Raw genomic sequence first — 12,583 nt, 5'->3', positions numbered from 1 at the left:
CATGACCAGCAGCCTGACCCTCGCCACATTCGTTCGCATCAGCAGTATCACGATGCTGTATGCCGTTATGGCGGGGTGCGGCTTCCAGCTTCGTGGAGCACCTCCGGTTCCCCCGGGGCTGCAGCCCCTGGCGGTGACCTGCGTTGAGCAGATCCCGGCACAATTGTGCCAGTCGGTGACCGAACAACTGGAGCTCGGTGAAATCGATGTGCGCCCTCCGGCGGAAGCCGATTACCTGCTGCGCCTGAGAGGATTCCAGCAGGATCGTCGCGCCAGTGCCATCACCGTGCAGGCGGCGGCCGCGGAGTATACCCTGCGCCACACCGTGCAGATTGACGTATTGACCCGCGATGAGCTGCCGCTGATCGCCGAAACCAGTCTCTACAGCAGCGAAACCTACCGCTACGACGAAACCAACGTGCTTGCGAAGCAGCGCGAGGAAGAGGAGCTTCGGCTGCAACTCTACGAGCGACTGGCGCAACAGATTATCTTCCGGCTCGCTCCGCTGAACGAAGCGCGCATCGCGGAGTTGCGCAAAGCAGCGGAGCGGGAGCAAGAGCAGACCGAAGAAAGCCGCTGACTATGAAAACCCAGCCGGCCCAGCTCCCTCAGCTCCTGAAAAAGTCCCTGGCACCGGTATACCTGGTGTCCGGTGACGAACCGCTGCTGGTTCAGGAGTGCTGCGACCAGATTCGCGCCGCAGCGCGGGACGCCGGCTTCCATGACCGGATGACCTATCACGCCGACCATCAGCTGGACTGGAGTGCGGTGGGAGAAGAGTTCGGTGCGCTTTCCCTGTTTGCGGAGCAACGCCGCATTGAAATCCATCTGCCCACCGGCAAACTCGGCGATGGTCGCGCGGTGCTGGAGCGGGTGCTGCAGAATCCACCGGATGACATCATTCTGCTGCTGATCAGCGCTCGTCTGGACGCGGCGGAAACCCGGCGCAAGTGGTACAAGGAACTTCAGAACAAGGGTGTGCACGTGCCGGTCTGGCCGGTGGACGGCGACAAATTCGCCGGCTGGCTGCAGCAGCGGGCACGAGCACGGGGCCTGCAGCTGACACGCGGGGCACTGGATATGCTCGCTGAACGGCTGGAGGGAAACCTGCTTGCCGCCAGCCAGGAACTGGACCGCCTGGCCTTGTTCCGCGGCGACAAAACCATCGACGAGGAAGCCATTGAACAAGCGGTGCAGGACAGCTCCCGTTTCAACGGCTTCGAACTCGTTGCCGAACTGCTTGCCGGGCGCGCCGCGCACGCGCGCAAGATGATTGGCGTACTGAGGCAGGAAGGCGAGAACCCACTGGGATTGCTGGCCGTGCTGACCCGCGATCTGAATCTGACGCTGGAACTGAGCGCCGCCCTTGGGCGCCGGGAAGCACCCGCTGGTTTCCTCAAGCAACGCGGTGTGTTCCAGCCCCAGCGGGCCCGCACCATCGAACAGGCCGCCCGTCGCCTTTCCCGCCTCCAGCTGCACAAGGCACTCGAACTGTGCAGTCAGATTGATCGGGCCACCAAAGGCTTCGAAACGGCCTCACCCTGGCACTTCCTGGAAGATATGGCCACCCATCTGAACCGATCGATCTGATCCAGATCAAGCCTGCCGCCACTGTGTCGGCGGCGCTATTGACAGTTTTTCCCGTTCCGGAGCATTGTATAAGCATCATCAGACAACGGAGGTGCTTGGTATGAATTTTCAGGACGATCTCAGGAAACTCGCGGACAAGATCAGACAGTACCGCGACGAAGCCCGGGTTCAGCTACACCTGGCGCGGGAAGATGTCAAAGACGAGTGGGATGATCTTGAAAAGGACTGGGAAAAGTTTCGCAACAAGCTCGATAGCGTCATTCATGATGCGGAAGACGCCAGTCACGATGCCAAAGAGACCGCCCAGCGACTCGGTGAAGAGGTCCGTGCGGGCTATCAGCGCCTCCGCGACCGCCTGAAGTGAAGTGTTAACTGGTTAACACAATGCTACAAAACGAGACAACAGAGACTCTGTTTCACGGAGTCTCTGTGCCATACTTCACAGTGTAAGTGAACCAAGTGTCATTTTATTGACCGCCTCTGGTTATCCATTAACCAAAGGTGGCCCGAATGGCAAAGGCACTTGCCGGCACTGCGAGGTATAACAAGCCATGAATAGAACAAAACTTGCCACCCTGACATTTTCTCTCTTGCTCCTGCCACCGCTGGTGATCGGCCAGAACACCCGGTTCAGTGACCCCGATGCCGTCGCCCGTGACCAGTTCTGGGGCACCCTGTACGCCGGAGGAGGTACGTCCTTTTTCTGTGATACCCCGTTTTCCAGTAAGGGCTTCACCATGACCGAAGGGCACATCTACCCACTGTCTGTGGTTCGCAGCTCCCTGGGCTGTGGCACGTCCCGTCAATGCAGTAACGACGATCGCTACCGCCAGATTGCCTCCGACCTCCACAACATGGTGCCGGTTTCCAGCCGCGTGGAAATGCGGCGGCGCAATGCCCGTTATGACCAGTTGGGCGCTGGGGCACGGGAGGACGAATGCGGCAACCGGGAAAGCGCCCAGTTTTTTGAACCACCCGCGCCGGTCAAGGGCGATGTCGCGCGTACCGTCGCCTACATGGTCGATACCTACGACCTGCCCTGGGTTGGCACCTCCACCGTGTTCAAAAACTGGAACCGGATGGATCCACCGGATGATCGTGAACTCACCCGTCACCGCCAGGTCAGCGAACTTCAGGGCAATGACAACCCGTTCATCGCACAGCCGGAGCTGATTGAAAGCCTGTAACCCACCAGCCTGGCCATCCTCGATAAAAAAGGCAGATCCCGAAGGATCTGCCTTTTTTATCGGAAAGGTCTGATCGCGAGGGATCAGAACTCCTCGGCGGTGAGCGCCATCATGGCGTCACTGCCACTGCGGATGCCTTCCGCCAGAGACACCGTCTTCGGTAACAAACGGTCAAAGTAGAACCGAGCCGTTTTCAGCTTGCCGGTGTAGAAACCGGAGGTGTCACCCTCGGCTTTCGGCGCGGCCGCCTTGACGATCTTCGCCCACATGTACCCCAGCGCGGTCAGACCAAAGAGGTCAAGGTAGTCCACCGAGGCAGCCCCGATGGCGTCAGGGTTGTCGCCGGCCTGCTTGATGACATGCTCGGTAACATCGGAGAGGCGCTCAAACGCGGCTGCCAACGGCTCGAGGTACGGACGCAGATTCTGGTCGCCGCTGTTCTCCTCGATGAACGCTGCCACATCGTTGGCAAACAGTTCGTACAGCTTGCCCTGGCTACCCACTACCTTTCGGCCCATCAGATCCAGCGCCTGGATGCCGTTGGTGCCTTCGTAGATCTGGGTAATCCGGCAGTCGCGCACCAGCTGTTCCTGACCCCACTCGCGAATGAAGCCGTGACCACCGAACACTTGCTGCCCGATGATGCACGCATCCAGGCCACGATCGGTCAGAAACGCCTTGGCAACCGGAGTCAGCAACGCCACCATGCCTTCGGCATGCTTGCGGCGTTCGTTGTCCTCGGCGTACTTGGAAATATCCAGCCACTGGGCAACGTAGGTCGAGAAGGTACGACCGCCTTCCACGTAGCTCTTCATGGTCAGCAGCATACGGCGCACGTCCGGATGCACCAGAATCGGGTCGGCCGCTTTTTCAGGCTGCTGGGCACCAGTCGGTGCGCGGCTCTGGATGCGCTCAAGGGCGTATTCGCGAGCACTCTGTAGCGAAGCTTCCGCTGCGCCGATACCCTGGATACCAACACCCAGGCGCTCGTAGTTCATCATCGTAAACATCGCCGCCAGGCCCTTGTTTTCCTCGCCCACGAGCCAGCCTCGGGCACCGTCGAAGTTCATCACGCAGGTGGCCGAGCCCTTGATGCCCATCTTCTTCTCGATGGAGCCACAGCTGAAGCTGTTGCGCTCACCCAGCGAACCGTCTTCGTTCACCAGGAATTTCGGCACCAGGAACAGGGAGATGCCTTTCGGACCCTTGGGCGCGTCCGGCAGCTTGGCCAGCACCAGGTGGATGATGTTCTCCGCCATGTCGTGCTCGCCCCAGGTAATGAAGATCTTGGTACCTGTTACGTTGAAAGAGCCATCGTCGTTCGGCTCGGCCTTGGTGCGGATAATACCCAGATCGGTACCGGCGTGTGGCTCGGTCAGATCCATCGCGCCAGACCAGACGCCGGAATACATATTCGGCAGGTACTTTTCTTTCAGTTCCTGGCTACCGTGGGCATCCAGCGCCAGACAGGCACCGGCGGTCAGCATCGGAGCCAGGCCAAACGCCATGTTAGCGCCCTGCATCATTTCCTCGAACTGGGCAACCAGCGTCTTGGGCATGCCCATGCCGCCGAATTCCGGGTTACCGCCCAGGCCGTTCCAGCCACCTTCCACGATGGTCTGATAGGCTTCCTTGAAGCCCTCCGGGGCAGCAACTTCGCCGTCAGTCCACTTCGAGCCCTGCTCATCACCTTCGCGGTTCAGGGGTGCCAGTACACCACTGGTGATTTTGCCGGCCTCTTCCAGAATGGCATCGGCCGTATCCGGGTCCACGTTTTCCGCCACTTTTGGCAGTGAGGCCCAGAGTGCCGGGGCATCGAAAACTTCGTTCAGAACAAAGCGCATGTCACGTAAAGGTGCCTGATAATCAGCCATCTAAAAACTCTCCAAAATCCAGTCAGTCTGTCGGCGCGCCTCCAGCGGTCGGCTGTGGCGCTCCTCTCGGCTATGTGTCCGCTCAAGGTTATTTTTATAGGTGCGTATTCTACCCTATTGGCGAGGCTAACTCATGAAAAAAGCCCGCCTCCGGGGAGAGCGGGCTTTCTGGGTCTGCCTGCCCGCGCCTTAGATGGCGAAGGCGTCTTCCGGCATGTCCATCAGGCTGTCTGCGCCAGCCAGCATCATTTCTGCGTGGCCCTTGGCGCGCGGCAGCATGCGCTTGAAATAGAAGCGCGCTGTCTGAACCTTGGCGTTGTAGAACGTTTCCTCGGTGGTGCCCTCGACCATCTTGTCCAGCGCAACCTTGGCCATACGCGCCCACAGATAGGCAAATACGGCGTAACCAGAGTACATCAGATAATCCACAGACGCCGCACCGACTTCTTCGCGGTTCTTCATCGCGGTCATGCCGATCTTCATGGTGAGGTCGCCCCACTCCTTGTTGATCGCTGCCAGCGGTTCGATGAATTCCTTCAGCTGTTCATTGTCGGCGTTTTCCTTGCAGAACACGTGAACCTGCTTGGTGAAGCCTTTCAGGGATTCGCCCTGGGTCATCAGAACCTTACGACCCAGCAGGTCGAGCGCCTGAATGCCGGTGGTGCCCTCGTAGATCATGCCGATACGGGCATCACGTACGTTTTGCTCCATGCCCCACTCGGAAATGAAGCCGTGGCCACCGAATACCTGCATGCCCAGGTTGGCCGCTTCGTAACCGATTTCAGTCAGGAACGCCTTGGCAATCGGAGTCAGGAAGCCCAGGGCTTCGTCAGCCGCCTTACGGTCTTCCTCGGTTTTGCCGCTGTGAACAATGTCCGCCTGCTGCGCGGTCAGGTAGATCAGCGCACGGGCGCCTTCGGCAACCGCTTTCTGAGTCAGCAGCATCCGACGCACGTCCGGGTGAACGATGATCGGATCGGCAATGCCTTCCGGATTCTTCGGGCCGCTCAGCGAGCGCATGGCCAGACGGTCCTTGGCGTAGGCCAGGGAACCCTGGAAGCCCAGCTCGGCGGCGCCCAGACCCTGGATCGCGGTACCGATACGAGCCGTGTTCATAAAGGTGAACATGCAGTTCAGGCCTTTGTTCTCCGGCCCGATCAGCCAGCCCTTGGCACCATCGAAGTTCATCACGCAGGTGGCGTTGCCGTGGATGCCCATCTTGTGCTCGATGGAACCACAGGAAACAGCGTTGCGCTCACCGGAAGATCCGTCGTCGTTCGGCAGGTTCTTGGGCACGATGAACAGGGAGATGCCCTTGGTGCCTTCAGGTGCGCCCGGCAGGCGCGCCAGCACGATGTGGACAATGTTCTCCGCCATGTCATGCTCACCGGCAGAGATAAAGATCTTGGTGCCAGTAATGTCGTAGGTGCCGTCGGCGTTGGGCTCTGCCTTGGTGCGCAGGGTGCCCAGATCGGAACCACAGTGCGGCTCGGTCAGGCACATGGTGCCAGTCCACTCGCCGCTGATCAGTTTGGTGAGGTAAGTCTGCTTCTGCTCCTCGGTGCCGTGGGCCTCAATGGTGTTGGTCGCACCGTGGCTCAGGCCGGGGTACATGCCCCAGGACCAGTTGGAGGTGCCAACCATCTCGCTCATGACCAGGCCCAGAGAATGAGGCAGGCCCTGACCACCGTAGTTGGGATCGGCAGTCATGGACGGCCAGCCGCCCTCAACGTACTGCTGGTATGCTTCCTTGAAGCCGGTCGGCGTTTTAACGCCGTCTTCGCTCCAGGTACAGCCTTCTGTGTCACCCACCTGGTTCAGCGGAGACAGTACCTGCTCACAGAATTTGGCACCTTCCCCGATGATGGCGTCCACCATATCCGGAGTTGCATCCTCGGCACCTTCCAGATTGGCGTAGTGCTGCTCGCTATCCAGCAGCTCGTTCATTACGAATTTGATGTCACGCAGGGGCGCTTTATATTCAGGCATGTAATCCACCTCAGGTTTTCGGTCGCATCTGCAACGCTGGCTGCAGAACTTGGCCTTGGGGTTTGCTCAGACACCGTGACGCTGTCGCGCCACAGCCTTAATTAAACACTTGTTTGAAACATACGTTTAGAGGCACAGAATTGTCAATAGCCGGGCCCGAAATTTGTGTTGAGTTTTGTGGCCGACGAGGGCCCCGGGAAGGGGTGTGCAAGAAGGGGTTACGGGGAAAAGTAAATCGAATCAGGCCATTATTGAGCGCGAGCGAATGACCTCCGGCTCATTCATCCTTGCGACCGACTCATAGGCATCTCGAGCCTGGCGCATGACGCCCGGACTGTCCCCGTCCTCTGGCGACATCAGCTCGCGGGACATTTCCGCCTGGGCCTGTAACATGGCCTGCATCGCCTGGGCAGCGACGGCCCGATCCTGGGCTGCCGGCGCCATAGCGGCGGCACGGACCACCCGCATCTTTTCGATAGTGGCCTGCGGATCGCCCTGCACCGGCGCAACATCAATGGGCACTTCGCCCCCAACGGCGTATTGCGCGCCGTCGGGGCCGCGTTCGTAGACATAGGAAATGGCCCCGGCGTACTGACCGCCCACCGCCTGGTGAGCCGCCTCGTGCGCCCTCACCTCCCGATCCCGCGCCTTGAGTTCAGCCAGCTCCCGGAGCTGCGCCTCGTCCAGCATCTGGCCTTTGTTCGCGGCCTCTGCCTTTCGCTCGCCGGCAGCCCTGTCTGGCCGCTCCCTGCGCGCTTTGTCAGCGCCCGCTGATTCCGTCGGGCGGCTGACGTCACCCGCGACAGCCGGGCGGCCGGAAGCAACGCCATTCAGCGGGGGTGCAGACGCAACAGAGGGGGAAACACCGGATATCATGGCGTATGGGGATCAGCGGTAAAGGGTCGGGGGCGGAATCGCAAGGCCCGATCAGGCCTTGAGATCCAGCAGCGTGCCAAGCGTTTCGTCGGCCGTTCGGACGACCTGGGCGGACGCCTCGACGCTGCGCTCATAGAGCTTGAGATCGACCATCGGTTCGATCAGGGAGCCGGCGCCTTCAGCGGTGCCTTGCGGACCATCAACTCCGCCACGGGCAATCTTGCGGGCTGCGTTTTCCATGCCCATCATGCCGTCCTGGATGCCCTGTATTCCGATACCCAATGTGTTGTTGATCATAATCAGACCACCTGATGACCGATAATTGACTTAAGTAAGCCATAAAAATGGTCAATTTTCAAACAAAGGATCGATATTGAGGTAACGAGCCAGATCTGCCGGCACCGGCTTGGATTGCCAAGGAATAACCCCCAGGCAGGGCGCGGCGAGGTGCATCAGCAGATAATTCAGGGTTTCCTGCTCGCAGCTCATGGGCTCCTGGTCCGGGCGGTTAGCCACCCATCCCGCCAGCGTCAGGCCATCGTTTCGAATGGCTTCAGCACTCAGCAACGCGTGGTTAATGCAACCCAGCCTGAGTGGCACCACAAGAATAACCGGCATGGACAGTTCCCGCGGCACGGCCGAGTAGGTTTCGCGATCGTTCAGCGGCACCCGCCAGCCACCGGCGCCCTCGACCAGGAACAGATCCGCGGGGCGGATCTGCAGCCCACGACAAAACCCCACCAGACGCTGCGCCGTCAACTGGCGGCCGGCCATATCGGCCGCCACATGGGGCGCAATCGCCGGCTTCAGGGCAACGGGATTGACCTGATCGTAGGGTAAGGGTTCGGTCATCGCCGACTGCAGGATCAACGCGTCTTCGTTGCGCAGTCCATAAGGAGTATCCTCGCAGCCCGACGCGATGGGCTTCATCGCCATGGTGTGCTTGCCCAGCGCCCTGGCGGCCTCAAGAATGGCCGCGGAGGCAACCGTTTTGCCTACGCCGGTGTCGGTTCCGGTTACGAAGTAGCTTCTTCTCGCCATATCTCAGTGTCCATATGAAATCCAGCATGCGCCGTAGGATGCCACAACTTTACCGGACGGCGCCCGCGGATAATGCTCCAACATTGCGCGAACGCGACCGGGGGCGGTCATAGTGCGGCGACGGTCGTCGCCCTTGTAGACCGCTCCGAGGTGTTTCAGTTCGCGGATAAGTTCCAGTGGCGAATCGTAGCCAAGCACCACGGTTTCCGTGTTCACGGCCGCGCCCGGCAACCGCGCACAGGCATGACCGGTGACAGCCGCCCGGGTTTCGAAACGGTTCACATGACGCCGCCCCGGATCCGCCTTCTCCCAGGCCTGCGCGAGCTCATGGAGACTGCCATCAAGCAGCGTGGAGCACTGCAGCATCCCACCGCGCGCCAATACCCGCCGGCACTCGTCAAACACCTGATCCGGGCGGTCGCACCATTGCAGCATCAGGTTGCTGAACACCACATCGAAGGTGCCGTCGGCAAACGGCAGGCGCTCGGCATCTGCCTGCGCCCAATGGACCTTTCGGTCAGCCCTCGTCCGCGCATACTGAAGCATGCCCGGAGACAGATCGACAGCGCTGATGCGCGCGTCGGGGTAGCGACGCGCCAGTTGGCGGGTAAAGTAACCAGTCCCACAACCCAGATCGAGTATACGCAGCGGCTTGGCATCCGGGCGCCCCACTGGCAGGCGCTCCAGCATCGCCTTGCCCATCAGGCGCTGAAGCCGGGACGCCGACTCGTAGGTATCACTGGCGGCGCCGAAATCACGGGCGATCTCATGCTTTGGAGCCGACGCCCCCGAAGCCGGCAGCGCTGTCATACTGATTTCCATCACGCGGCCCCGACCGGCTCGTCCAGAAAGTCCGCAATTATTTGTTGGCACTCCATGGCCGCTTGCTCCGCGGGCCAGTGCGCCATGCCACTGACTACCCGGGCGCGGTGGCAACCGGCCAGATCCTGCCAGTCCGACCAGGGTCGGACCACGGCATCCTGCTCACCCAGCAAGTGCAATGCCGGCGTTGTGGAGCCGGCCCAGAGTGCACGCTGATCTCCCGATCGCAGCCAGTCCAGCCCCTTGTCGAGGCTGGCATGGGACACTGGCACGCCTGCTTCCAGCCAGGGCTTCAACCGTTTTCGGGCCTGCTGTTCGTGGCGATCGCCGTTAATCATCAACAACAGAAAGTGGAGCCAGTACCGCTCCGGGTCTTTGGCAATGCCCCGGGCAAAGGCTTCAAACTCCCGCTGCGGCATACCACTGGCCCAGCCTTCGTCGACGGTAAAGCGAGGAAAACCGCCGGAGGTCACCACGGCAGTTACCGCACCGGTCTGTCGTTGTGCGGCAGCCATGACGATCTGCGCCCCCAGGGACCATCCCAGCCATACCGCCGGTTCCGGGTAGCGGCCCAGCAATTCGTCAGCCACATCCGATACCGAATCGCAGGAAGACATCAGCTCGTCATCCAGAGTGACCGTGATTACCTTGCCCGGCCACTGGTCATAGAGTCCCGAGAGCATTTCGCAACGCACCCCCCAACCACCAACGACGACCAGGGTGCCAGCTCGCTGTTCATTCATGCCATTTGTTCCGGGTACGGGCTATCCATAGCGGTAATGAACGAGCGGCAACTGCCAAGGCCTGCCAGCAACCTGTCAACATCCTCAAGAGTGTGGGCCGCACTCAAGGTCACCCTCAGACGGGCTTCACCTTCGGGCACGGTAGGAGGGCGAATGGCCGTGACCAACAGACCCTGGGCCTCGAGGGCCTCACTGAGTGCAAGCGCGGCCCAGTTATCACCCACCATGATGGGCTGGATCGGGGTGACCGAATCCATCAGCTGATAGCCAAGCTGCCGGGCACCGGCGCGGAACCGGTCAATCATGCGGTCCAGATGCGCCCGCCGGTCGTTCGAGCGCTCGATCAGATCCAGACTGGCACAGGTCGCAGCCGCCAGCGCCGGCGGCATTGCGGTTGTGTAGATATAGGTACGCGCCTTCTGCACCAGATAGTCCGTCAGAACCGGTGGACCGGCCACAAAGGCGCCGCTGGTGCCAACGGCCTTGCCCAGCGTGCCAATCACCAGCGGTACGTCGTCTTCCGACAAGCCCTGGGCCACCACACTGCCCCGCCCCTCAGGGCCGAGCACGCCAATGCCATGGGCGTCGTCCACCACCAGCAAGGCATCGTAGGCACGGCATACGGTTGCCAGCTCCCGCAGCGGCGCCACGTCACCGTCCATGCTGAAGACGCCGTCGGTCACCACCAGCTTGTGGCCCGTGGTCTTTGCCAGCATCGCCTCCAGTGCCGACACATCGCCGTGCCGGTAGCGTTTCACCGTCGCGCGGCTGAGAATGCAGCCGTCGATGATCGAGGCATGGTTCAGACGATCGGAAAAAATCGTATCACCCCGCCCCGCCAGAGCCGAGATAACACCCATATTGGCCATATAACCGGTGGAGAAAAACAGCGCCGAACTGCGTTGCGTAAACGCGGCGAGACGTTCTTCCAGACGGTGGTGAGCGTCATGGTGGCCGCAGATCAGATGGGAGGCGGCACCGCCAAGCCCGGCGTCCGGCAACGCCTGGCGAAGCGCGTCAATATTGCCGGGGTGGTTCGCCAGGCCCAGGTAATCATTGCTGCAGAACGACAACAAAGGCCGCCCACCAACGGTCAACTCGGGCTGCTGGGGACCAGAGACAAGCCGGCGGCTACGGTACAGGCCTGCCTGCTTGCGCTGTTCAAGTTCTGCCGCAAAATCTCGCACTTGGTCAATTCCCGGGCAAAGGTTCTCAGGAGGCCGTTTTATGCGGATTCACGGGTGGCGTCGTAGAACATGTGACGGGTCGCCTCATACTCTACCGCTTCGGCAATCGCTTCCTCTTCCTGCGCTTCGGTGGCGCACTGTTCGCGCTGCTCTGGCCGGATGCCCAGGCGACGGAACAGCGCCATGTCGGCGTCAGCCTCCGGATTGGAGGTGGTCAACAGCTTCTCGCCATAGAAAATCGAGTTGGCGCCAGCCATGAAACACAGCGCCTGCATTTGCTCGTTCATGTTTTCGCGACCGGCAGACAATCGCACGTGGGACGCCGGCATCATGATGCGGGCAACCGCGATGAGACGCACGAAATCGAACGGGTCCAGGTCTTCCACGTCTTCCATCGGCGTGCCTTTTACCTTCACCAGCATATTCACCGGCACGCTTTCGGGGTGGTGCGGCAGATTTGCCAGCTGCATCAGCAGGCCAACACGGTCGTCTTCATCTTCACCCATGCCCATGATGCCGCCGCAGCAGACTTTCATGCCGGCTTTGCGCACGTTGTCCAGGGTGTCCAGGCGATCCTGATAGGTGCGGGTGGTGATGATGTGGCTGTAGTACTTCTCGGAGGTGTCCAGATTGTGATTGTAATAATCAAGCCCGGCCTCGGCCAGGTCGGCCGCCTGGTCTTCCTTCAGCATGCCCAGCGTCATGCAGGTCTCCAGACCCAGTGATTTGACCTGACGAACCATGTCGAGCACATACGGCATATCTTTTTTGGTCGGGCTGCGCCAGGCTGCGCCCATACAGAAACGGGAGGCACCCTTGTCGCGCGCTGCCTTCGCTTCTGCGACCACCTTCTCAATTTCCAGCAACTTTTCCTTTTCGAGGCCGGTGTTGTAATGACCGCTCTGAGGACAGTACTTACAATCCTCCGGGCAGGCACCGGTCTTGATGGACAACAGGGTGCTGACCTGGACTTCATTGGGGTCAAAAAACTCCCGGTGAACACTCTGGGCACGGAACAGCAGGTCATTGAACGGAAGCTGGAACAGTTCGCGGGCTTCCTGCAGAGTCCAGTCGTGGCGAAGGTTGGTAGCGGTCATATTGGGTCCCTGTTAACCTTTTCAGGCTTACTGGTTTACGGATTTACCGAATGATAAAGGGACTGGATCTTCTGTCAACCTTGATGCAACGAAAGGTTAACAGAGCACGAACGGCAGGACACTGCGTTGCCTGCCTCGATCGCAGGGCAATCAACGGCTTATGCGCGGGCTGCCAGG

General features: G+C 60.5%; 13 protein-coding genes. 4 read left to right on the top strand and 9 right to left on the bottom strand.

All coding sequences use genetic code 11. The features are described from left to right. Position 1: 1 nt before the first annotated feature. From lptE to DYI22_RS09060, 4 genes are all read left to right on the top strand, one after another. On the top strand, positions 2–580 hold the full coding sequence (lptE, locus tag DYI22_RS09075; RefSeq protein WP_228300927.1) for an LPS assembly lipoprotein LptE: 579 nt from the start codon (positions 2–4) through the stop codon (positions 578–580). A gap of 2 nt (positions 581–582) precedes the next feature. Then, the gene (gene holA, locus DYI22_RS09070; protein WP_213477745.1) at positions 583–1,590 is read left to right on the top strand and encodes a DNA polymerase III subunit delta; all 1,008 of its coding nucleotides are present in this window, start codon (positions 583–585) and stop codon (positions 1,588–1,590) included. Between the two features lie 100 nt (positions 1,591–1,690). Further along, on the top strand, positions 1,691–1,954 hold the full coding sequence (locus DYI22_RS09065; protein WP_213477744.1) for a hypothetical protein: 264 nt from the start codon (positions 1,691–1,693) through the stop codon (positions 1,952–1,954). A gap of 187 nt (positions 1,955–2,141) precedes the next feature. Then, a complete protein-coding gene (locus DYI22_RS09060; protein WP_213477743.1) occupies positions 2,142–2,777 on the top strand; it encodes an endonuclease in 636 nt (211 codons plus the stop codon). Positions 2,778–2,860: 83 nt separating this feature from the next. Here the strand turns inward: DYI22_RS09060 and DYI22_RS09055 are convergent, their stop codons facing one another. From DYI22_RS09055 to bioB, 9 genes are all read right to left on the bottom strand, one after another. After that, complete coding sequence (locus tag DYI22_RS09055; protein ID WP_213477742.1) at positions 2,861–4,651, bottom strand: acyl-CoA dehydrogenase C-terminal domain-containing protein; 1,791 nt, start codon at positions 4,649–4,651, stop codon at positions 2,861–2,863. A 189-nt stretch (positions 4,652–4,840) separates the two neighbouring features. After that, positions 4,841–6,640 carry an acyl-CoA dehydrogenase C-terminal domain-containing protein gene (locus DYI22_RS09050; protein WP_213477741.1) on the bottom strand — a complete coding sequence of 600 codons (1,800 nt, stop codon included), beginning with the start codon at positions 6,638–6,640 and terminating at the stop codon, positions 4,841–4,843. A gap of 240 nt (positions 6,641–6,880) precedes the next feature. Continuing rightward, entirely contained in the window at positions 6,881–7,516 is a 636-nt protein-coding gene (locus DYI22_RS09045) for a putative metalloprotease CJM1_0395 family protein (RefSeq protein ID WP_228300926.1), read from the bottom strand. A gap of 51 nt (positions 7,517–7,567) precedes the next feature. After that, positions 7,568–7,813, bottom strand: coding sequence for a flagellar basal body rod C-terminal domain-containing protein (locus DYI22_RS09040; protein WP_213477740.1), 246 nt, complete (start codon positions 7,811–7,813; stop codon positions 7,568–7,570). Between the two features lie 51 nt (positions 7,814–7,864). Continuing rightward, positions 7,865–8,557 carry a dethiobiotin synthase gene (gene bioD / locus DYI22_RS09035; RefSeq protein ID WP_213477739.1) on the bottom strand — a complete coding sequence of 231 codons (693 nt, stop codon included), beginning with the start codon at positions 8,555–8,557 and terminating at the stop codon, positions 7,865–7,867. A 3-nt stretch (positions 8,558–8,560) separates the two neighbouring features. Beyond that, a complete protein-coding gene (bioC, locus tag DYI22_RS09030) occupies positions 8,561–9,367 on the bottom strand; it encodes a malonyl-ACP O-methyltransferase BioC (RefSeq protein ID WP_213477738.1) in 807 nt (268 codons plus the stop codon). Positions 9,368–9,378: 11 nt separating this feature from the next. Next, positions 9,379–10,122 (bottom strand): alpha/beta fold hydrolase, encoded by a 744-nt coding sequence (locus DYI22_RS09025; protein WP_213477737.1) that lies wholly within the window; start codon positions 10,120–10,122, stop codon positions 9,379–9,381. Then, entirely contained in the window at positions 10,119–11,309 is a 1,191-nt protein-coding gene (bioF, locus tag DYI22_RS09020) for an 8-amino-7-oxononanoate synthase (protein ID WP_213477736.1), read from the bottom strand. Before bioF ends, DYI22_RS09025 begins: the two co-directional genes overlap by 4 nt. Positions 11,310–11,347: 38 nt before the next feature. Next, entirely contained in the window at positions 11,348–12,406 is a 1,059-nt protein-coding gene (gene bioB, locus DYI22_RS09015) for a biotin synthase BioB (protein ID WP_213477735.1), read from the bottom strand. Positions 12,407–12,583: the final 177 nt, after the last annotated feature.

This window comes from Marinobacter lipolyticus (assembly GCF_018424605.1).
GTDB lineage: Bacteria > Pseudomonadota > Gammaproteobacteria > Pseudomonadales > Oleiphilaceae > Marinobacter > Marinobacter lipolyticus_B.
Note: the sequence above shows the minus strand (reverse complement) of the source record. Positions and strands in the feature narration are given on the sequence as shown.

What these genes read in the sequence shown, in the direction of transcription:
- DYI22_RS09040 (WP_213477740.1), bottom strand. Translation starts at nt 7,813, where the DNA reads ATGATCAACAACACATTGGGTATCGGAATACAGGGCATCCAGGACGGC.
- bioD (WP_213477739.1), bottom strand. Translation starts at nt 8,557, where the DNA reads ATGGCGAGAAGAAGCTACTTCGTAACCGGAACCGACACCGGCGTAGGC.
- holA (WP_213477745.1), top strand. Translation starts at nt 583, where the DNA reads ATGAAAACCCAGCCGGCCCAGCTCCCTCAGCTCCTGAAAAAGTCCCTG.
- DYI22_RS09050 (WP_213477741.1), bottom strand. Translation starts at nt 6,640, where the DNA reads ATGCCTGAATATAAAGCGCCCCTGCGTGACATCAAATTCGTAATGAAC.
- DYI22_RS09025 (WP_213477737.1), bottom strand. Translation starts at nt 10,122, where the DNA reads ATGAATGAACAGCGAGCTGGCACCCTGGTCGTCGTTGGTGGTTGGGGG.
- lptE (WP_228300927.1), top strand. Translation starts at nt 2, where the DNA reads ATGACCAGCAGCCTGACCCTCGCCACATTCGTTCGCATCAGCAGTATC.
- DYI22_RS09065 (WP_213477744.1), top strand. Translation starts at nt 1,691, where the DNA reads ATGAATTTTCAGGACGATCTCAGGAAACTCGCGGACAAGATCAGACAG.
- bioB (WP_213477735.1), bottom strand. Translation starts at nt 12,406, where the DNA reads ATGACCGCTACCAACCTTCGCCACGACTGGACTCTGCAGGAAGCCCGC.
- DYI22_RS09045 (WP_228300926.1), bottom strand. Translation starts at nt 7,516, where the DNA reads ATGATATCCGGTGTTTCCCCCTCTGTTGCGTCTGCACCCCCGCTGAAT.
- DYI22_RS09060 (WP_213477743.1), top strand. Translation starts at nt 2,142, where the DNA reads ATGAATAGAACAAAACTTGCCACCCTGACATTTTCTCTCTTGCTCCTG.
- DYI22_RS09055 (WP_213477742.1), bottom strand. Translation starts at nt 4,651, where the DNA reads ATGGCTGATTATCAGGCACCTTTACGTGACATGCGCTTTGTTCTGAAC.
- bioC (WP_213477738.1), bottom strand. Translation starts at nt 9,367, where the DNA reads ATGACAGCGCTGCCGGCTTCGGGGGCGTCGGCTCCAAAGCATGAGATC.